This is a genomic window from Streptomyces sp. SA15 (assembly GCF_002291145.1).
In the GTDB taxonomy this organism is placed as follows: Bacteria; Actinomycetota; Actinomycetes; order Streptomycetales; family Streptomycetaceae; genus Streptomyces.
In genome coordinates this window covers 72380-92383 of sequence record NZ_NTGE01000164.1, presented here as the reverse complement: position 1 = coordinate 92383, position 20004 = coordinate 72380, and the positions used below count along the sequence as shown (strand labels likewise).

17 protein-coding genes are annotated in these 20004 nt (G+C 69.1%); 16 read left to right on the top strand and 1 reads right to left on the bottom strand.

The window, feature by feature from the left end:
• Positions 1–55 precede the first annotated feature (55 nt).
• The 7 genes from CLM62_RS36595 to CLM62_RS36565 all read left to right on the top strand — a co-directional run bounded on the left by CLM62_RS36595 (position 56) and on the right by CLM62_RS36565 (position 5848).
• Complete coding sequence (locus tag CLM62_RS36595) at positions 56–448, top strand: YidH family protein (RefSeq protein WP_095754192.1); 393 nt, start codon at positions 56–58, stop codon at positions 446–448.
• Positions 445–780: a DUF202 domain-containing protein gene (locus tag CLM62_RS36590; RefSeq protein WP_095754191.1), complete on the top strand. Its 336-nt coding sequence runs from the start codon at positions 445–447 to the stop codon at positions 778–780. The genes CLM62_RS36595 and CLM62_RS36590 overlap by 4 nt, the downstream gene beginning before the upstream one ends.
• Positions 781–1036: 256 nt before the next feature.
• Positions 1037–2122: an S-(hydroxymethyl)mycothiol dehydrogenase gene (locus tag CLM62_RS36585; RefSeq protein ID WP_095754190.1), complete on the top strand. Its 1086-nt coding sequence runs from the start codon at positions 1037–1039 to the stop codon at positions 2120–2122.
• Positions 2122–2754, top strand: coding sequence for an MBL fold metallo-hydrolase (locus CLM62_RS36580; RefSeq protein ID WP_095754189.1), 633 nt, complete (start codon positions 2122–2124; stop codon positions 2752–2754). The genes CLM62_RS36585 and CLM62_RS36580 overlap by 1 nt, the downstream gene beginning before the upstream one ends.
• A 306-nt stretch (positions 2755–3060) precedes the next feature.
• Positions 3061–3423, top strand: a complete 363-nt coding sequence (locus CLM62_RS36575; protein WP_095754188.1) for a bifunctional 3-phenylpropionate/cinnamic acid dioxygenase ferredoxin subunit — start codon at positions 3061–3063, stop codon at positions 3421–3423.
• Positions 3420–4583, top strand: coding sequence for an FAD-dependent oxidoreductase (locus CLM62_RS36570; RefSeq protein ID WP_179382384.1), 1164 nt, complete (start codon positions 3420–3422; stop codon positions 4581–4583). Before CLM62_RS36575 ends, CLM62_RS36570 begins: the two co-directional genes overlap by 4 nt.
• 131 nt (positions 4584–4714) lie before the next feature.
• Positions 4715–5848: an aromatic ring-hydroxylating dioxygenase subunit alpha gene (locus CLM62_RS36565; protein WP_095754186.1), complete on the top strand. Its 1134-nt coding sequence runs from the start codon at positions 4715–4717 to the stop codon at positions 5846–5848.
• A gap of 10 nt (positions 5849–5858) precedes the next feature.
• Here CLM62_RS36565 and CLM62_RS36560 read toward each other — a convergent pair whose 3' ends face one another.
• Positions 5859–6656 carry an IclR family transcriptional regulator gene (locus CLM62_RS36560; protein ID WP_095754185.1) on the bottom strand — a complete coding sequence of 266 codons (798 nt, stop codon included), beginning with the start codon at positions 6654–6656 and terminating at the stop codon, positions 5859–5861.
• A 152-nt stretch (positions 6657–6808) separates the two neighbouring features.
• Between CLM62_RS36560 and betA the strand changes: the two genes are divergently transcribed.
• The 9 genes from betA to CLM62_RS36515 all read left to right on the top strand — a co-directional run bounded on the left by betA (position 6809) and on the right by CLM62_RS36515 (position 19981).
• A complete protein-coding gene (gene betA / locus CLM62_RS36555; protein ID WP_095754184.1) occupies positions 6809–8479 on the top strand; it encodes a choline dehydrogenase in 1671 nt (556 codons plus the stop codon).
• Positions 8480–8482: 3 nt separating this feature from the next.
• A complete protein-coding gene (locus tag CLM62_RS36550; protein WP_095754183.1) occupies positions 8483–9319 on the top strand; it encodes a 5,10-methylenetetrahydrofolate reductase in 837 nt (278 codons plus the stop codon).
• A 199-nt stretch (positions 9320–9518) separates the two neighbouring features.
• Positions 9519–10988 (top strand): aldehyde dehydrogenase family protein, encoded by a 1470-nt coding sequence (locus CLM62_RS36545; RefSeq protein WP_095754182.1) that lies wholly within the window; start codon positions 9519–9521, stop codon positions 10986–10988.
• A gap of 20 nt (positions 10989–11008) precedes the next feature.
• Positions 11009–12094: a glycine betaine/L-proline ABC transporter ATP-binding protein gene (locus CLM62_RS36540; RefSeq protein ID WP_095754181.1), complete on the top strand. Its 1086-nt coding sequence runs from the start codon at positions 11009–11011 to the stop codon at positions 12092–12094.
• Positions 12094–14103, top strand: coding sequence for a proline/glycine betaine ABC transporter permease (locus CLM62_RS36535; protein ID WP_095754180.1), 2010 nt, complete (start codon positions 12094–12096; stop codon positions 14101–14103). Before CLM62_RS36540 ends, CLM62_RS36535 begins: the two co-directional genes overlap by 1 nt.
• Positions 14104–14116: 13 nt before the next feature.
• Positions 14117–15094: an ABC transporter substrate-binding protein gene (locus CLM62_RS36530; protein ID WP_095754179.1), complete on the top strand. Its 978-nt coding sequence runs from the start codon at positions 14117–14119 to the stop codon at positions 15092–15094.
• Between the two features lie 283 nt (positions 15095–15377).
• Positions 15378–17816: an FAD-dependent oxidoreductase gene (locus CLM62_RS36525; protein ID WP_095754178.1), complete on the top strand. Its 2439-nt coding sequence runs from the start codon at positions 15378–15380 to the stop codon at positions 17814–17816.
• A gap of 37 nt (positions 17817–17853) precedes the next feature.
• Positions 17854–18714 carry a bifunctional methylenetetrahydrofolate dehydrogenase/methenyltetrahydrofolate cyclohydrolase gene (locus CLM62_RS36520; RefSeq protein WP_095754177.1) on the top strand — a complete coding sequence of 287 codons (861 nt, stop codon included), beginning with the start codon at positions 17854–17856 and terminating at the stop codon, positions 18712–18714.
• Between the two features lie 34 nt (positions 18715–18748).
• Complete coding sequence (locus tag CLM62_RS36515; RefSeq protein WP_095754176.1) at positions 18749–19981, top strand: sarcosine oxidase subunit beta family protein; 1233 nt, start codon at positions 18749–18751, stop codon at positions 19979–19981.
• The last annotated feature ends 23 nt before the right edge of the window (positions 19982–20004 follow it).

Sequence of the window (20004 nt, the reverse complement as noted above, 5' to 3'; positions counted from 1 at the left end):
CGTCTGTGCGGCCTGGGCCGAGGAGACGAGCAACCGCTTGAGGTGAGGATCCAACGTGTTCGATGCGCTGCGTGACCTGCCGTTCTGGTTGTCGCCGGAGCGGGTGCGGTCCGAGGGCGAGACCCCGGACTACCGCTTCTCCCTCGCCAACGAGTGGACCTTCCTGGCCTGGCTGCGCACCGCGCTGGCGCTGGTCGGCGGCGGCTTCGCCGTCGACCAGTTCCTGCCGCACCTGGCGGCCGGTTGGCGGGTCGGGCTGGCGCTGGCGCTGCTGGCGGCGGGCGTGTTGTGCGCCGGGCGAGCGGTGAACCACTGGGTGAAGTGCGAGCGAGCCATGCGGAAGGGCGAGGACCTGCCACTGAGCCGGTTCCCGACGTTGATCGCGCTGATCGTGGGGCCGGTGGCGCTGGCCATGATGGTCGTGGTGCTCTTCGGCTGGACCAGGTGAGCGCCGGCCTCGCCGGCGATCCAGCCCCGGTCCCGCGCGACCCCGGACTTCAGCCCGAGCGGACCCGATTGGCCTGGCTGCGCACCATCCTGGCCATGACGGTGGCTGCTGCGCTCGCGGTCCGCGTGGCCCTGCTCGGCGTGGCGGAAGCGAGCGGAATGCTGCCGACCGCATGCGCGATCCTTTCCTGGCTCGGCTTCGTTGTGGTCGCACACCGGCGCATGCGCGCATTCGGCACACCTCAGCCGCCGAGGCTCACCCACCGGTCGGCCCTCCTCGCGGCCGGCTCGGTGACCATGGTCGCGGTCTTCGGGGCCGCGCTGGTCAGCTGACTCCGTCAGATATGAGCAGTGACTCCGTCAGACATGAGCAGACCCCTGAGGCGTGGGCACTGCTCTCGCGTGGGGTGAGCGGTGTGGCACGGACCTCGCGACCCTGCGTCTTGCCCGGAACAGGGTCTCCCGTTCCCTTCACGTCGGTGAGCCTTGACCCGTGGTCGGCGCTCCAGGATGCTGTGTTGCGAAAGATGAGATGTGTGCCGTAATGAGCAACATCTGATTCAGTTCTCGTACCAGTCGAGGAGTGGCCATGGCTCACCAGGTCCGTGCTGTCGTCGCGCGGGGCAAGGGTGCCCCCGTCAGTCTGGAAACGATCGTCGTGCCTGATCCGGGCCCGGGTGAGGCGCTGGTGAAGGTCGAGGCCTGCGGGGTGTGCCACACCGATCTGCACTATCGCGAGGGCGGCATCAACGACGACTTCCCCTTCCTCCTGGGGCACGAGGCCGCGGGTGTGGTGGAGTCGGTGGGGGAGGGGGTCACCGATGTCGCGCCCGGCGACTTCGTCATCCTCAACTGGCGTGCGGTGTGCGGCCAGTGCCGTGCGTGTCTGCGCGGACGGCCCTGGTACTGTTTCAGCACCCACAACGCCAAGCAGAAGATGACCCTGACCGACGGCACCGAGCTGTCACCGGCCCTGGGCATCGGCGCGTTCGCGGAGAAGACGCTGGTGGCGGCAGGCCAGTGCACCAAGGTCGACCGGGCTGCGTCGGCGGCCACCGCCGGGCTGCTCGGCTGCGGAGTGATGGCGGGCATCGGCGCCGCCATCAACACCGGCAACGTCGGACGCGGCGACAGTGTGGCCGTCATCGGCTGCGGCGGCGTCGGGGCAGCGGCGGTCGTCGGGTCGAACCTGGCGGGCGCAGCGAAGATCATCGCCGTCGACATCGACGACGCCAAGCTGGCCACCGCGCAGAAGCTGGGGGCCACCCACACCGTCAACTCCAAGGAGGTGGACGCGGTCGAGGCGATCCGCGAGCTGACCGGCGGCTTCGGCGCTGACGTCGTCATCGAGGCCGTCGGCCGTCCGGAGACGTACCAGCAGGCCTTCTACGCCCGCGACCTCGCCGGCACGGTCGTGCTGGTCGGCGTGCCCACCCCCGAGATGAAGCTCGAACTGCCGCTGCTGGACGTGTTCGGGCGCGGCGGCGCGCTGAAGTCCTCCTGGTACGGCGACTGCCTGCCCTCCCGCGACTTCCCGATGCTCATCGACCTCTACCTCCAAGGCCGACTGGATCTGGACGCCTTCGTCACGGAGACCATCGCGCTGGACGAGGTCGAGAAGGCCTTCGAGCGGATGCACGGCGGCGATGTCCTGCGCTCGGTGGTGGTCCTGTGATGGCCGGCGCCCGCATCGAGCACCTCGTCACCTCGGGGACCTTTTCCCTGGACGGCGGCACCTGGGACGTCGACAACAACGTCTGGATCGTCGGCGACGACAGTGAGGCCGTCGTCATCGACGCCGCACATGACGCCGAGGCCATCGCCCGAGCGGTCGGCGGGCGCACCCTGCGGGCCATCGTGTGCACGCACGCCCACAACGACCACATCGACGCCGCGCCCGAACTGGCGGCGCGCACGGGTGCCCCGATCCTCCTCCACCCGGATGACCTCCCGCTGTGGAAGCAGACCCACCCGGACCGGCTGCCGGACGGGGACCTGACCGACGGTCGGGTGCTCGCTCTGGCAGGCATCGAGCTGAGCGTGCTCCACACCCCAGGGCACGCCCCAGGTGCCGTCTGTCTGTACGCGCCGGCCCTCACCGCCCTCTTCAGCGGCGACACGCTCTTCGCGGGCGGGCCGGGGGCGACGGGAAGGTCGTACAGCCACTTCCCGACGATCATCGACTCGATCCGGGACCGGCTGCTGACGCTGCCGGGCGGCACCGTCGTGCATACCGGACACGGGGAGACGACCACGATCGCGGCCGAGGCGCCGCACCTCCAGGAGTGGCTCGACCGCGGCTTCTGACCGCCGTCCGTCGAACAGCGCACGCCCGCTCTCGGCCATACCGGCCGATGAGGCGGGCGTGCGCGCGCATGCGCAACCCGGAAGGGGAAGCGGAGGGCTGAGACGCCCCTTCGACCAGGCAGTGAGGCCGATTCAGACGTCGCGTCTTCTCCCGTTGCGTTTCTCAATGCGCTTTGGGTTGTGTGATGTGCAACTCGAACAGGCGGCTTAATCGGCCCTCTGAACGCCTTGACAAGGGTTTCGGGGCAACCTCAGACTGATGTTGCGCTAACCGCAATCCGTTTCGCTATACGCACCGAGGTGGTCATGATGATTCCCGCGTGCCCTCTGGCGGATCTCCCGCGAGGAGAGGCCTTCCGGCTCGAGATCGACCCGCCGGTCTCGGTGTTCCACACCGAGGACGGTGAGCTCTTCGCCATCGACGACACGTGCACCCACCAGGACGCCTCGCTCGCCGACGGCTGGGTGGAGGGCTGCTGGGTGGAATGCCCGCTGCATGCCTCGAAGTTCAACCTGAAGACCGGTGCCGTCGACGCCCCGCCGGCCAAGCTCCCGGTTCGGGCCCATGAGGTCGTCGTCGAGGACGGCATGATCTACGTGCGGCTGTCCACGGCCGTTCCCAACCTGCCGCCCTGCGTCGCAGCCAAGCTCGCCGGGGTTCCCGCGTGAGGACGGTCGCGGTGGTGGGCGCGTCGCTGGCCGGTCTGTCGGCGACGCGCTCACTGCGCAAACAGGGCTACGACGGGCGGCTGGTCGTCATCGGAGACGAGCTCCACCGTCCCTACGACAGGCCGCCGCTGTCCAAGGAGTTCCTGGCCGGCACCGTCGACGAGGCGGAGCTCGCGCTGGAGGTCGACGGCGAGGATCTGCGGGCGGAGTGGCTGCTCGGCGTCCGGGCCACCGGGCTCGACCGTACGGACCGTGCCGTCCGGCTCGCCGACGGCAGGGAGGTCCGCGTCGACGGCATCGTCATCGCGACCGGTGCCGCCGCGCGCACTCTGCCCGGCTCCGAAGGGTTGTCCGGGGTGCACGTCGTGCGCACGTTGGACGACGCCCGCGCCCTGCGGGCCGAACTTGCCCAGGGTGGACGGCTGGTAGTGATCGGCGGTGGGTTCATCGGCGCCGAGGTCGCCTCCACCGCACGTGCCCTCGGGCTCGACGTGACGGTGGTCGAGGCAGCCCCGACGCCGCTCGCCGGACCACTCGGCGAGACCATGGGCGCCATCGTCTCCGCGCTCCATGCGGACCACGGGGTACGGCTGGTGTGCGGTGTGGGGGTGAAAGGGCTGAGCGGTGAGCGCCGGGTGGACGCCGTCCTGCTGGAGGACGGTCGCGGCATCCCGGCCGACATCGTCGTGGTCGGTGTGGGCGCACGGCCGTGCGTCGAGTGGCTGGCAGGATCCGGCGTCGAACTCGACAACGGGGTCAAGTGCGGTGCGGACGGCCGTACCAGCCTGGCCGGTGTGGTCGCCGTCGGCGACTGCGCCAACTGGTACGACCCCCGTGCGGGGGCCCATCGCCGCGTCGAGCACTGGACCGGCGCGCGGGAGCGCCCCGACGCCGCGGTCGCCACGCTGCTGGCGGGCGGCGCGACGGAGCCGGGGGCGCCCCGGCCGCCGTACTTCTGGTCCGACCAGTACGGCGTGAAGATCCAGTTCGCGGGGCACGCGGCAGGCGCCGACAGCGTGACGGTCGAGGAAGGCGCCCCGGACGACCGCAACGTCCTCGCCGTCTACCGGCGCGCAGGTCAGCCGGTCGCCGTACTCGGCATGAACCAGCCGCGGCTGTTCACCCGCTGGCGCAAACAGCTCGGCCGCACGACATCTTGACACCGCCCCTCAGGCATCCCATGCTGCGGTTGCACATGGCCCGCAGCGTTGCTCCATACACAACGCCGTCCGGAGTCGCTCTTCCCGGCGCGTGAATGAACCGATCCACGACGTTTCCCGAGGAGTGCACCGTGACCTCGACCAGCCTGCCGGAAAGCCTGATCGCCACCCTCCCCGGCACTGCGTACACCGATCCCGCGATCTTCGCGCAGGAGCAGGAGTTCATCTTCGAGACCATGTGGTTCTGCGTCGCGCGCTCGTCCGAGCTGGCGAAGCCCGGCGCCTTCAGGACCGTTGACGTGGGCCGCGAAAGCATCCTGGTCACCCGGGCGAGGGACAGCAGCGTCCGAGCGTACTTCAACGTATGCCGGCACCGCGGAGCCCGGCTTTGCACGGAGGAGGCCGGCGAGGTCAAGCGGGCCTTCCAATGCCCGTACCACGCCTGGACGTACGGCCTGGACGGCAAGCTCGTCGCCGCGCCCAACCTCACCAAGATGCCCGACGTCGGCCGCACCGAGTACGGCCTGACGCCGGTGGCCACCCGTGAATGGCTCGGCTATGTCTGGGTCTGCCTGGCTGAGAACCCGCCCTCCTTCGAGAAGGACGTCATCGGGGAGGTCGTCACCCGCCTCGGCGACGCCGAGGCGATCGAGCGCTACGGCATAGAGAGCCTCTCGGTCGGCAAGCGGATCACCTACGACGTGAAGGCGAACTGGAAGCTCATCATCGAGAACTTCATGGAGTGCTACCACTGCGCCACGATCCACCCCGAACTCACCGAGGTACTCCCCGAGTTCGCCGACGGCTTCGCCGCCCAGTACTACGTCGGCCACGGTGCCGAGTTCGGTAAGGAGGTTCAGGGTTTCACCGTGGACGGCAGCGCGGGCCTCGACCGCATCCCGGGCGTTGCCGACGACCAGGACCGCCGTTACTACGCGATCACCGTCAAGCCGCAGGTCTTCATCAACCTCGTCCCCGACCACGTCATCTTCCACCGCATGTACCCGGTGGCCGCCGACCGCACGATCGTCGAGTGCGACTGGCTGTACCTGCCGCACGTCGTCGACAGCGGCAGGGACGTCAGCCGGTCCGTGGAACTCTTCGACCGGGTCAACAGGCAGGACTTCGACGCCTGCGAGCGCACACAGCTAGGGATGAGTTCGAGGATGTACGCCAAGGGAGGCGTCCTCGTGCCCAGTGAGCACCACATCGGTGCCTTCCACGACTGGGTGCACGAGCGCCTGGGCACACACCAGCCGCAGTAGCGGCTCCCGCTCAGCCCAGGTAACCCATCCGGTGGCTGATCTCCTCCGCGCCCTTGGTCAGCACCGGAGCGAGCTCGTGCAGGCGCTCCTCGGTGAGCCGGTACGAGGGTCCGGAGGCGCTCAGCGCCGCGACGACGACCCCGTCCCGATTGCGAATCGGAGCGGCCATGGCGTGCAGACCGATCTCCAGCTCCTCCAGGGCCCAGGCGTAGCCACGCTCCCGGGCCTCGGCGAGGTTCTTCTCGAGCTTCGTCTTGGCGGTGATGGTGTGCGAGGTGACCTTCTTCAGGCCGGCCCGGGTCAGCAGCGCGGCGCATTCCTTGGCGGGCAGATGGGCCAGCAGGATCTTGCCGCTCGAGGTGGCGTGCAGCGGGGTCAGCTGGCCGACCCAGTTCTGCGCGGTGACGGCCCCCGGGCCGCGCACCTGGTAGAGGTTGACCGCGTAGTGCTCCTGGAGCACGGCGATGTTGACGGTCTCGCCGATCTCCTCGGCCAGCTGCTCGCAGACCGGCCGGCCCTGCTGGGTGATGTCGATGCGCCCTGTGACCGCCCCGGCCAGGCGTACGATGCCGAAGCCGAGCCGGTACTTGCCGCGCTCGCCCGCCTGCTCCACCAGGCCGCGTACCTCCAGGGCGCCGAGCAGACGGAACGCGGTCGACTTGTGAACGTCGATCTCTGCGGCCACCTCGCTGACGCCCGCCTCGCCGCGCTGGGCGAGGATCTCCAGGACGCTGATGGCGCGGTCGACCGACTGCACTCCTCCGGCACCCGAACTCGAGGTCTGGGTTTCAAGGCTGTAGTTGCTCATGACGCAACTATACCCTCAGTAAACAACGCCACGCCAAGTAACCATGATCACGTCAAGCTCGCCGTAAGTTGCGTGCATCGCAACCTGGTGCGTATAGCGCTACTGCCGTTAGCATGCCTCGCGTATCTACGGCGCGAGCGAGACGAGGCAGCATGGCTCCCTTCCAATACGACTTCGTCATCGTCGGTGGCGGTTCGGCCGGCAGCGCACTGGCGAACAGACTCTCCGCGGACCCGGCGAACCGGGTGCTGGTCCTGGAAGCCGGCCGGTCGGACTATCCGTGGGATGTCTTCATCCACATGCCCGCGGCGCTGACCTATCCGATCGGCAGCCGGTTCTATGACTGGAAGTACGAGTCCGAGCCGGAACCCCACATGGGCGGCCGGCGCGTCTACCACGCGCGCGGCAAGGTGCTGGGCGGTTCCAGCAGCATCAACGGCATGATCTTTCAGCGCGGCAACCCCATGGACTACGAGCGCTGGGCGGCCGACCCCGGGATGGAGGGCTGGGATTACGCGCACTGTCTGCCGTACTTCCGGCGGATGGAGAACTGTCTCGCGGCCGACCCGGACGACGAGTTCCGCGGCCACGACGGCCCTCTCGTCCTGGAGCGCGGCCCGGCCACGAACCCGTTGTTCACCGCCTTCCTGCAAGCCACCCAGGAGGCGGGCTACGCCCCCACCGACGACGTCAACGGCTACCGCCAGGAAGGCTTCGCCAAGTTCGACCGCAACGTCCACCGCGGACGCCGTCTGTCGGCCTCGAAGGCGTACCTCAAGCCCGCGATGAAACGGCCGAACCTCACCGTCACGACCCGCGCCCTCGTCACCCGCGTGCTCTTCGAGGGCGAGCGGGCCGTCGGTGTCGAGTACCGGCGGGGCAGGGGAGCGCTCCAGCAGGTCCGCGCCAAGGAGATCATCCTGTGCGGCGGCGCGATCAACTCCCCGCAACTGCTGCAACTGTCCGGGGTGGGCAACGCGGCCGAACTGCGCGCCCTCGGCATCGAGGTCGTCCGCGACCTCCCGGGCGTCGGCGAGAACATGCAGGACCACCTCGAGGTCTACGTCCAGTACGCCTGCAAGCAGCCGGTCTCCATGCAGCCGTACATGGCGAAGTGGCGCGCCCCCTTCATCGGGCTGCAGTGGCTCTTCCGCAAGGGCCCGGCGGCGACCAACCACTTCGAGGCAGGTGGTTTCGCCCGCAGCAACGAGGACGTCGAGTATCCCAACCTGATGTTCCACTTCCTGCCGGTCGCGGTCCGCTACGACGGCTCCTCGCCCGCCGGTGACCACGGCTACCAGGTGCACGTCGGGCCCATGTACTCCGACGCCATCGGCTCGGTGAAGATCAAGAGCAAGGATCCGCGCGAGCACCCGGCGCTGCGCTTCAACTATCTCTCCACCGAGCAGGACCGCCGTGAGTGGGTCGAGGCGATCCGGGTGGCCCGCAAACTCCTCAGCCAGCCCGCGCTCGCCCCCTACAACGGCGGGGAGGTCTCGCCCGGACCCGCGGTGGAGACGGACGACGAGATCCTCGCCTGGGTCGCCAAGGAGGGCGAGACCGCCCTTCACCCGTCGTGCACCTGCAAGATGGGCACCGACGAGATGTCGGTCGTCGACCCCGCCAGCATGCGGGTGCACGGCCTGGAGGGCCTGCGGGTGGTGGACGCGTCGGTGATGCCGTACGTCACCAACGGCAACATCTACGCGCCGGTGATGATGATCGCCGAGAAGGCCGCCGACCTGATCCTCGGCAAGGAGCCGCTCGCGCCGTCGAAGGCCGCGTACTACCGCCACCGTGACGCTCAGAAGCAGGACGGGTAGACGTTGGGCGCCGCAGGTCTGAGGCCGCTGCTGGACAGCGTCCGCTACGAGGTGCTGCCCGCGAAGTCGACCGAGGACAAGGTCCTCGCCCATGTCCCGCGCGACATCGTCGTCACCGTGACGGCGTCGCCTGTCAGGGGCCTGGAGCCGACCCTCGACCTCACCGGCCGGCTCGCGGGACACGGCTATCGGGTCGTCCCGCACGTGCCGGCGCGGCTGCTGCGGGACGACGCCCACCTGAAGGAGGTCGTCGACCGGCTCCGCGCGGCCGGTGTGGACGACGTCTTCGTCCCGGCCGGCGACGCCGACCCGCCGGCCGGGGCCTACGCCGGGGCGCTGCCGGTGCTGCGCCGGCTGACCGAGCTGGGCCGGCCCTTCACCCGGGTCGGCGTCACCGGCTATCCCGAGAGTCACCCGCTCATCCACGACGACGTCACCGTCCAGGCGATGTGGGACAAGCGCGAGCACGCCACGTACATTGTGAGCAACCTCTGCTTCGACCCGCGCGTGCTGGGGCAGTGGATCGTTCGTATACGACGCCGGGATGTGTCCCTGCCGGTGCATGTGGGCGTCGCGGGGCCCGTGCAGCGGGCGAAACTGCTCGCGATGGCGACCAGGATCGGAGTGGGGGAGTCGACACGCTTCCTGGCCAAGCACCCCTCGTGGTTCCTGCGGTTCGCGACGCCCGGCGGCTACTCACCCGAGAGGCTGCTCACGCCCGCCGTCGCGGACCTCACCCCGCCGGCGGCGAAGGTGGCGGGCCTGCACCTGTTCACCTTCAACCAGATCGCCGAAACGGAGCGGTGGCGCCGCGCGCTGCTGGACCGTCTCGGGGCGTGAAAGCGGGCACCGGACGGACAGGGTGGAAGAGCGGTTGAACAGGTAACACGGACTTTTCCGCTCGGGAAAAGGGCTGGTGGCCCTAGCGCAATCGTCACGAACCAACCTCTTGACGTCTGTCTTGACATTCGTCAGGGTGTTCCATCACAAGCAATCGAATGCGCGATGCGCAACGTTATCCGGCTGAAGGGCTTGGCGCGTGGCAGACCTGTATGTGGCCGGTGAATGGCGGGATCCGGTGGCCGGTGGGCGCCGGGAGATCCGCTGTCCGGCTGACGGCGCGTTGGCCGCGACCGTCTCCGAGGGGACCCGCCCCGACGCGGAGGCGGCGATCACCGCGGCCCGCCGCTCCTTCGACGAGGGACCCTGGCCGCGCATTCCCGAGCGGGAGCGCGGGGCGCTGCTGCTGCGGACGGCCGACATCATCGAGCGCGATGCCAAGGAGTTCGCCCGCGCGGAGTCGCTGGACACCGGCAAGCGGCTGGTGGAGAGCGAGTACGACATCGCCGATGTCGTCTCCTGTTTCCGGTACTACGGTGGGCTCGGCGGCACCGACGCCGGGCACGTGATCGACACGGGCCGGGACGACGCCGTCAGCCGCGTCGTGTACGAGCCGGTCGGCGTCTGCGCGCTGATCACTCCCTGGAACTACCCGTTGCTCCAGGCGTCCTGGAAGGTCGCCCCCGCTCTTGTCGCCGGGAACACCTTCGTCCTCAAGCCCAGTGAGCTCACCCCTTCCACGTCGATCCTGCTGATGAGGGCTCTTGAGGAGGCGGGGCTCCCGGCCGGCGCCGCCAATCTCGTCCTGGGCAGCGGACCTGAGGTGGGCGCGCCGCTCGCCGAGGACCCGGCTGTGGACATGGTCTCCTTCACCGGCGGCCTGGAGACCGGCAAGCGGATCATGGCCACCGCCGCCGCGACCGTGAAGAAGGTCGCGCTGGAGCTCGGCGGCAAGAACCCCAATGTCGTCTTCGCCGACGCCGACTTCGAGACGGCCGTGGACTTCGCCCTTACGGCCGTCTTTCTGCACTCAGGTCAGGTTTGCTCGGCGGGCGCACGGCTGATCGTCGAGGACCCTCTGCACGACCGCTTCGTCGAGGAGGTCGTCAGGCGCGCCCGGCGGATCCGGCTCGGCGGCCCCTTCGATCCCGAGGCCGATACCGGAGCGCTGATCTCCGCGCAGCACCTGGAGAAGGTCGAGGCCTACGTCGCCGCCGGCCTCGCCGAGGGCGCCGTGCTACGTTGCGGCGGCGAACGGCCCGACGATCCGGCGCTCGCCGACGGTTACTACTACCCGCCGACCGTGCTCGACGAGTGCCGGCAGGACATGCGTGTGGTCCACGAGGAGTCCTTCGGCCCCGTGCTCACCGTGGAGCGCTTCACCGACGAGGACGACGCCGTACGCATCGCCAACGACACCGAGTACGGACTCGCCGGCGCCGTCTGGACGCAGGACGCCGGCAAGGCGCAGCGGGTCGCCCGGCGGCTGCGCCACGGCACGGTGTGGATCAACGACTACCACCCCTATGTGCCGCAGGCGGAATGGGGTGGCTTCGGACACTCGGGTGTGGGCCGGGAGCTGGGGCGGGCCGGCCTGGACGACTACCGAGAGCCGAAACACATCTGGCAGAACATCCAACCCCGGCCGCAGCACTGGTTTCGCGGCTGAACGCCGAAAGAAGGTCGAACGTGACCACCCAGACCGAGGTGTCGCAGCTGCGCGGCACGCCCCAGGACTCGGGTTCCACCCCGGTCATATCCGTGCGCCGGCTGTGGAAGGTGTTCGGGCCGAAGGCCGACCAGGTCCCGGACTCCGAGGAGCTGTGCGGCCTCGCCCGCCGTGAGCTCATGGACCGCACCGGATGCACCGCGGCCGTACGGGATGTCCATTTCGACGTCTCGCCCGGCGAGGTCTTCGTCGTCATGGGCCTGTCGGGCTCCGGCAAGTCCACGCTGGTGCGATGTCTGACCCGGCTCATCGAACCCACCGCGGGCGAGATCGTCTTCGAGGGCGAGGACATTCGGGAAGCAGACGACAAGCGGCTGCGCGAGCTGCGGCGCAGCCAGTTCTCCATGGTTTTCCAGCACTTCGGGCTGCTGCCGCACCGCCGCGTCGTCGAGAACGTGGCGTTCGGTCTGGAGATCCGCGGCATGGGCAGGGCCGAGCGCACCAGGCGGGCCCAGGAGGTCGTCGAGCTGGTCGGCCTCGCGGGCTATGAGCACTCCTTCCCCGACCAGCTCTCCGGTGGCATGCAGCAGCGCGTCGGCCTCGCCCGTGCGCTGGCCGGCAATCCCGACGTGCTCTTCTTCGACGAGCCGTTCTCCGCACTCGACCCACTGATCCGCCGTGACATGCAGAACGAGGTCATCCGCCTGCACCACGAGGTCGGCAAGACCATGGTCTTCATCACCCACGACCTCTCCGAGGCTCTCAAACTGGGCGACCGTATCCTCATCATGCGCGACGGCAAGATGGTCCAGTGTGGTACCGGCGACGAACTCGTCGGCGCCCCGGCCGACGACTACGTACGCGAGTTCGTCAAGGACGTGCCGCGCGGCGACGTGCTCACCCTGCGGTGGATCATGCGGCCGCTGGAGGACGGCGACGCTCTGGACGGTCCCGAGATGGGTCCCGACGTCGTGGTGCGGGAAGCCACCCGGGCCGTACTGGTGGCCGACAAGCCGGTCAAGGTCGTCGAGAACGGCAAGCTGCTCGGCATCGTCGGCGACGACGAGATCCTCGCGGTGATCGCCGGCCAGGAAGGCGACATGTGATGACTGTCGCGATGGAGAAGCCCGAGAAAACGCAGAAGCCTGAGCCCACCGGGCCCGCCGGGCCCGCCGCGGCCGTACGCAGGGTCAGCCGGCGTACGGTCGTCGCCGCCATCCTGGTTGTCTGGCTGCTGCTCTTCGCCGTGCTGCGCGGCAAGGACACGCTTGATCTGGCGGCGGCGGACCTCACGGATCTGCACCGGTGGTTCAACGACGCCAACGACTCCATCGGCGCCAACCGCAACTCCAATCCGCTGTTCCTCTACTTCTTCAATGAGATCCGTCTCGTCATCGACACTCTGGTGACCTTCGTCCAGGAACTGATCTCACAGCCCGCCGCAGGCCGCCCCGTCCCGCAGATCGGCTGGCTCGGCGTCGTCGGCATCGTGGGCTATGTCTCCTGGGCGGTGGGCAACTGGCGGGTCGCCCTTCTGGCCGTCGCGGGCTTCACCTTCATGGGGCTGCAGGGGCTGTGGCAGGAGAGCATGGACACCCTGGCGCTCACGCTCTCCGCGGTGTTCGTCGCGCTGCTGTTCGCCATCCCCCTGGGCGTGTGGGCGGGGCTGTCCGACCGGTTCAACCGGATCGTGACGCCGCTTCTGGACTTCATGCAGACGATGCCGACCTTCGTCTATCTGGCCCCACTGACCCTGTTCTTCCTCATCGGGCCGGCCTCCGCCACCATCGCGACCATGATCTATGCGGCGCCGCCGGCGATCCGCATCACCGCGCACGCCATCCGCTCCGTACCGGAGACGACGGTCGAGGCGGCCGACTCACTGGGCGCCACACGGCGGCAGGCCCTGGTCAAGGTTCTGCTGCCGATGTCCAAGCGGACCGTCGTGATGGGCGTCAACCAGACCATCATGGCCGCCCTGGCCATGGTGACCATCGCCGCCCTGATCGACGCCCCCGGACTCGGCAAGACCGTCATCCAGGCCCTGCAGTCCCTCGACGTCGGCACGGCCTTCAACGCGGGACTGTCCATCGTCGTCATGGCCATCGTGCTGGACCGGGTCACCACCGCCGCCAGCGCACGCGCGGAGACCGCCCGGCGCTCCGGCAGCCGCTTCCTCAGGTGGCGGCGGCCGCTGCTGGGGGCGGGAGCGGTGGTCACGGCAGTGCTGGTCTACATGTCGCACACCTATGTATGGGCGGCGGAGTTTCCCGGCGAGGGCGGCATCGGCAGCTCCATTGTGAGGGCTGCCGACACCGCGACGACCTGGGCGCAGGACAACCTGTCGGGCCTGACCAACTCCTTCCGCGACGCCCTCACCAACGCCCTGCTCAACCCGTTCCAGACGCTGCTCACCGACTCCCCGTGGTGGCTCGTCGGCCTGGCGCTGATCGGCCTCGGCACGGTCCTCGGCGGCTGGCGCGCCGGGATCACCGCGGCCGTGTGCGTGAGCCTGCTGGTCGGCACGGGCGTGTGGTCGGACGCCATGACGACGCTGGCGTCGACCGTCGTTGCCACGGTGCTGGTGATGGTGCTCGGCGTCGCCTTCGGGGTATGGATGGGGCGCAGCCTGCTCGTGGACCGGGTTCTGCGGCCCACCCTGGACGCGGCGCAGGTCATGCCGCCGTTCGTCTATCTCGTTCCGTTCCTCGCGCTGTTCGGCGCGACCCGCTTCACGGCCATCGTCGCCGCGATCGTCTACGCGGCGCCGGTCGCCATCAAGATCATCGCCGACGGGGTGCGGGCGGTGCCGGAAACCACCGTCGAAGCGGCGACGTCCACCGGGTGCAACACCTGGCAGATCATCACCAAGGTCCAACTGCCGATGGCACGCGGCGCCCTGACGCTCGCGACCAACCAGGGCCTGATCTACGTGCTGTCGATGGTTGTGGTGGGCGGCCTGGTAGGCGCGGGCGCCCTCGGCTACGACGTCGTGGCCGGATTCTCACAGGGGGAGCTGTACGGGAAGGGGCTCGCCGCGGGGCTGGCCATCGTCCTTCTCGGAGTCATGTTCGACCGGATCACTCAGGCAGCGGCACGGCGCGTGACCGCGTAAGGAGCAACTGGCAATGGCAGGGCAAGTCAGACAGTGGAGAGTCGGCGCGGCCGGCATAGCGGTCCTCGGCCTCACCCTCACCGCCTGCGGCGGTGCGAAGGTCGGTGACAGCTCCTCGGAGGCCGGTGGCTCGGGCAGCTCCGGCAAGTGCGGCACCTTCAACCTCGCCGTCAACCCGTGGGTGGGCTACGAGGCGAACGCTGCGGTCCTCGCGTACGTCGCGGAGCAGGACCTCGGCTGCAAGGTCAACCAGAAGGATCTGAAGGAAGAGATCGCCTGGCAGGGTTTCGGGACGGGCGAGGTCGACGCCGTCGTCGAGAACTGGGGTCACGACGACCTGAAGAAGAAGTACATCACCGACCAGAAGACCGCCGTCGACGCGGGCCCGACCGGCAACGAAGGCCTCATCGGCTGGTACGTGCCGCCGTGGCTGGCCAAGGCGCACCCGGACATCACCGACTGGAACAACCTCAACAAGTACGCCGACAGGTTCAGGACGTCCGAGTCGGGCGGCAAGGGCCAGCTCCTCGACGGTGACCCGTCGTTCGTGACCAACGACGCGGCGCTGGTGAAGAACCTGAAGCTGGACTTCAAGGTGGTGTATGCGGGCAGCGAGACCGCACTCATCCAGGCCTTCCGCAAGGCGGAGAAGAACAAGGAATGGGTGATCGGCTACTTCTACGAGCCGCAGTGGTTCATGTCCGAGGTGCCGCTGGTGAAGGTCAAACTGCCGGAGTACAAGACCGGTTGTGACGCCGACGCCGAGAAGGTCGCCTGCGACTACCCCGTGTACAAGCTGGACAAGATCGTCAGCGCGAAGTTCGCCGAGTCGGGCAGCCCGGCCTATGACCTGGTGAAGAACTTCACCTGGACGAACGACGACCAGAACACCGTGGCCAAGTACATCGCGGTGGACAAGATGGCCCCCGAGGCGGCGGCGAAGAAGTGGGTCGAGGCCAACCGCGACAAGGTGGACGCCTGGATCAAGTAGTACCGGAAGCCGAAGCCGAAGCCGAAGCCGGAGACCGAAGCCGGAAGCCGCTCGGAAGTGCCCGGTGGGCGGAGTGCACAGGTGCGCTCCGCCCACCGGGCATTGCCGTGTTCGGGCCTTTGTTTCCACCCACGCCCCACCCGCGCTCCGGCCTGTTCTCCGACGTCACGGACCCTCTTGACACCCACTTGTCCGCCAGGCACATTGAGTTGCGCAACCTGAAGCATGTTGCGTAGGCAGCAACTGGATCGGCTCGACTGGTTATCAAACCGGAGGTGCGGCGATGGCGGGACCCCGAGTGGTCATCATCGGAGCGGGGGTCGTCGGCGCGGCACTCGCGGACGAGATCTCCGCGCGCGGCTGGACCGAAGTGACCGTGGTCGACCAGGGCCCGCTCCCCGCCACCGGCGGCTCGTCGTCGCACGCCCCGGGCCTGGTCTTCCAGACGAACCCCTCCAAGACCATGACCGAGCTGGCCCGCTACACCGTCGAGAAGTTCTGCTCCCTCGACGTCGACGGCGAGCCCTGCTTCCTGCAGGTCGGGGGGCTGGAAGTGGCGACCACCCCGGAGCGCCTGGCGGAACTGCACCGCCGCCACGGCTGGATCGCCGCCTGGGGCATCGAATCCCGGATCCTGACCCCCGACGAGTGCGTCGAGCGACACCCGCTGGTCGACCGCGACAAGGTGCTCGGCGGCCTTCTCGTCCCGACCGACGGCCTCGCCAAGGCGGTCCTCGCCGTCGAGGCGCAGATCCGCCGGGCCACCGAGCGCGGCGTGCGCTTCCTGGCCCGCCATGAGGTGCTCGACGTGACTCGGGCCGACGGCGAGGTGACCGGCGTCCTGACCGACCAGGGCGAGATCCCGGCCGACATCGTGGTGTGCTGTGCCGGCATCTGGGGCCCGAGGATCGCGCGTATGGTCGGCATGAAGCTCCCGCTCACCCCGCTCGCCCACCAACTCGCCTGGACCGGCCCCGTCCCTGCCCTCGTCGGCCAGACCGAGGAGGCGGTCCGCCCGATCCTGCGGCACCAGGACGCCGACCTCTACTACCGCGACCGCTTCGACGGCATCGGCATCGGCTACTACGGTCACCGCCCGATGCCCATCTCCGCCGACGACATCCTGTCCGTGGACGAGGCCGACGAGATGCCGTCGGTTCTGACGTTCACCGAGGCGGACTTCGAGCCCGCCTGGACCGAGACGCAGTCCCTGCTCCCCGCGACCAGGGAAGCGAAGGTGGAGGAGGGCATCAACGGCCTGTTCTCCTTCACCACCGACGGCAATCCGCTGCTCGGCGAGTCCCCGGACGTCAAGGGCTTCTGGGTGGCCGAGGCCGTGTGGGTCACCCACTCCGCGGGCGTGGGGCGTGCGATGGCCGAGTGGCTGGTCGACGGCTACTGCTCGTCCTTCGACCTGCACGAGTGCGACGTCAACCGCTTCGAGCCGCACCAGCTCTCCCCCGAGTACGTCCTGGCCCGCGACTGCCAGAACTTCGTCGAGGTCTACGACATCCTGCACCCGCTGCAGCCGTCGGGGGACCCGCGCCCGATCCGCACCAGCCCCTTCCACGCCCGCCAGCAGGAGCTGGGCGCCTTCTTCCTAGAGGCGAACGGCTGGGAGCGCCCGCAGTGGTACGAGGCCAACGCGCGCCTAGTCGAAGGCCGCAGCATCCCCACCCCCAACGACTGGGCCGCGCAGTACTGGTCGCCCATCGTCGGCGTCGAGGCGCAGGTCACCCGCGAGACTGTGGCGATGTACGACATGACGGCCCTCAAGCGGCTGGAGGTGACCGGCCCGGGTGCCGCGGACTTCCTGGAGCGGCTGGTCACCGGCAAGGTGGCCAAGTCCGTGGGGTCGGTGACGTACACGCTGCTCCTCGACCACGACGGCGGCATCCGCAGCGACATCACCGTCGCCCGCCTGGCCCGCGACCTCTTCCAGGTCGGCGCCAACGGCAACCTGGACCTCGACTGGTTCACCCGCCACCTCCCCGCCGACGGCACGGTCCAGGTCCGCGACATCACCCCCGGCACCTGCTGCATCGGCCTGTGGGGTCCGCTGGCCCGCAAGGTCCTGCAGCCGCTGACGGACGAGGACTTCTCCCATGACGGCCTGAAGTACTTCCGCGCCAAGCGCGCCTACATCGGCAGCGTCCCGGTCACCGCGATGCGCCTGTCGTACGTCGGTGAGCTCGGCTGGGAGCTCTACACCACCGCCGACCAGGGCCTGAAGCTGTGGGACACCCTGTGGCAAGCGGCAAGGCCCCTCGGCGGCGTCATCGCCGGCCGCGGCGCCTTCAACAGCCTCCGGCTGGAGAAGGGTTACCGCTCCTTCGGCACCGACATGACCTACGAGCACGACCCCTACGAGGCCGGCGTCGGCTTCGCCGTCAAGCTCGACAAGGAAGACTTCATCGGCAAGGCCGCGCTGGAGCGCCGTAAGGAGAACGTGCGGCGCAAGCTGACCTGCCTCACCATCGACGATCCGCGGTCGGTCGTCATGGGCAAGGAGCCGGTGTACGACGGCGACCGCGCGGTCGGCTATGTCACCAGCGCCGCCTACGGCTACACGATCGGCAAGGGCATCGCCTACGCCTGGCTCCCCGCGGAGCTGGCCGTCCCCGGCACGACCGTGCACATCGGCTACTTCGACCAGCGCGTCGAGGCGGTCGTCGCCAAGGAGCCCCTGTTCGACCCTGCCATGTCCCGCCTCCGTGGCTGACACAGAGCGCCGCCTCCACGGGAAAGGAGTACCGTCGGTGAACGCACAGTTGCTCGACGGCAAGGCGACCGCCGCCGAGGTTCGCCGCGCATTGGCCGAGCGCGTGGCCAAGTTGACCGCTACCGTCGGCCGCACGCCGGGACTGGGTACCGTTCTGATCGGTGACGACCCCGGCAGCCGTGCCTACGTCGCCGGCAAGCACCGTGACTGCGCGCAGGTGGGCATCGCGTCCATCCGGCGCGAGCTGCCCGCCGACGCGTCGCAACAGCAGGTCGAGGACGTCATCGACGAGCTCAACGCGGACCCGGCCTGTACGGGATACATCGTCCAGCTCCCGCTCCCGCGCCATCTGAACGCGAACGCCGTGCTGGAACGTATGGACCCGGCCAAGGACGCCGACGGCCTGCACCCTGTCAACCTCGGCCGACTCGTCCTGGGCGTCGAGGCGCCGCTGCCGTGTACTCCGCACGGCATCGTCGAACTGCTGCGCCGGTACGAAGTGCCGCTCGCGGGAGCGCGGGTGTGTGTGATCGGCCGGGGCATCACGGTCGGACGTCCCCTCGGCCTGCTGCTCACCCGCAGGTCAGAGAACGCCACCGTCACCCTGTGCCACACCGGCACCAAGGGCCTGGCCTGGCACGTGCGCGAGGCCGACATCGTCATCGCGGCCGCCGGCTCGCCCGGGCTGGTCACCCCCGACCTGCTGCGCCCGGGCGCGGCGGTCCTGGACGTCGGCATCACCCGGACCGATCAGGGGCTGGTCGGCGATGTCCACCCGGACGCCGCCCAGGTCGCCGGATGGCTCGCGCCGATGCCCGGGGGAGTGGGCCCCATGACGCGGGCGATGCTGTTGGCCAATGTCGTCGAGGCAGCCGAGAGGAACGCGAACACTCCATGAATACGCTGAGCATCCCCCTGGCCGGAGGCGTTCGATGAGCCCTCGCACCCCCGGCGCCGAACTCCCGGAGCACCCCGACTGGTTGTGGCGCAACCCCGAGCCGAAGCGGTCGTACGACGTCATCATCGTGGGCGGCGGCGGCCACGGTCTGGCCACCGCCCACTACCTGGCGAAGAACCACGGCATCACGAATGTAGCGGTGCTGGAGAAGGGCTGGCTGGCGGGCGGCAACATGGCCCGCAACACCACGATCATCCGCTCCAACTACCTCTGGGACGAGAGCGCCGGCATCTACGAGCACGCGCTCAAGCTGTGGGAGGGCCTGGCGGATGAGCTCGACTACCCGATCCTCTTCTCCCAGCGTGGCGTGCTCAACCTCGCGCACAGCTTCCAGGACGTCCGCGACAGCGTGCGCCGCGTCGAGGCGAACCGCCTCAACGGCGTGGACGCCGAGTGGCTCGACGCGGACGGCGTCAAGGAAGTCTGCCCGATCGTCAACATCTCCCCGGACGTGCGCTACCCGGTCCTGGGCGCCACCTATCAGCCGCGTGCCGGCATCGCCAAGCACGACCACGTCGCCTGGGGCCTGGCCCGCTCGGCGGACGCCGCCGGGATCGACATCATCCAGAACTGCGAGGTCACCGGCCTGGACGTGGTCGGCAACCGGGTGGTGGGAGTCCAGACGAACCGCGGCCCGATCGCGGCGGGCAGGGTGGCGCTGTGCTCGGCGGGCCACACCTCGGTCCTCGCCGCGATGGCGGGCATCGAACTGCCGCTGCAGAGCCACCCGTTGCAGGCACTGGTGTCGGAGCTGCTGGAGCCGGTGCACCCGACGGTCGTGATGTCCAACGCGGTTCACGTGTACGTCAGCCAGGCGCACAAGGGCGAGTTGGTGATGGGCGCGGGCGTCGACGCCTACAACTCCTACACCCAGCGTGGCGCCTTCCACATCATCGAGGAGCAGATGTCCGCGGCCCTGGAGCTCTTCCCGGTCTTCGCCCGCGCTCACGTCCTGCGCACCTGGGGCGGCATCGTCGACGTCAGCCCTGACGCCTCACCGATCATCGGCCTGACCCCGGTCGACAACCTCTACCTCAACTGCGGCTGGGGCACGGGCGGTTTCAAGGCCACCCCGGGCGTGGGCTGGGTCTACGCCCACACCATCGCCCACGACACACCGCATCCGCTGAACGCCCCCTTCTCGCTCGACCGTTTCACCACCGGTGCGCTCGTCGACGAGCACGGCGCGGCCGCGGTGGCCCACTAGGACCACTGGACTCTTTGGGAGCC

Coding starts and splice junctions, on each gene's coding strand:
- CLM62_RS36525 (WP_095754178.1), top strand. CDS start 15,378: ATGGCGGGACCCCGAGTGGTCATCATCGGAGCGGGGGTCGTCGGCGCG.
- CLM62_RS36575 (WP_095754188.1), top strand. CDS start 3,061: ATGATGATTCCCGCGTGCCCTCTGGCGGATCTCCCGCGAGGAGAGGCC.
- CLM62_RS36535 (WP_095754180.1), top strand. CDS start 12,094: ATGACTGTCGCGATGGAGAAGCCCGAGAAAACGCAGAAGCCTGAGCCC.
- CLM62_RS36585 (WP_095754190.1), top strand. CDS start 1,037: ATGGCTCACCAGGTCCGTGCTGTCGTCGCGCGGGGCAAGGGTGCCCCC.
- CLM62_RS36515 (WP_095754176.1), top strand. CDS start 18,749: ATGAGCCCTCGCACCCCCGGCGCCGAACTCCCGGAGCACCCCGACTGG.
- CLM62_RS36580 (WP_095754189.1), top strand. CDS start 2,122: ATGGCCGGCGCCCGCATCGAGCACCTCGTCACCTCGGGGACCTTTTCC.
- CLM62_RS36530 (WP_095754179.1), top strand. CDS start 14,117: ATGGCAGGGCAAGTCAGACAGTGGAGAGTCGGCGCGGCCGGCATAGCG.
- betA (WP_095754184.1), top strand. CDS start 6,809: ATGGCTCCCTTCCAATACGACTTCGTCATCGTCGGTGGCGGTTCGGCC.
- CLM62_RS36560 (WP_095754185.1), bottom strand. CDS start 6,656: ATGAGCAACTACAGCCTTGAAACCCAGACCTCGAGTTCGGGTGCCGGA.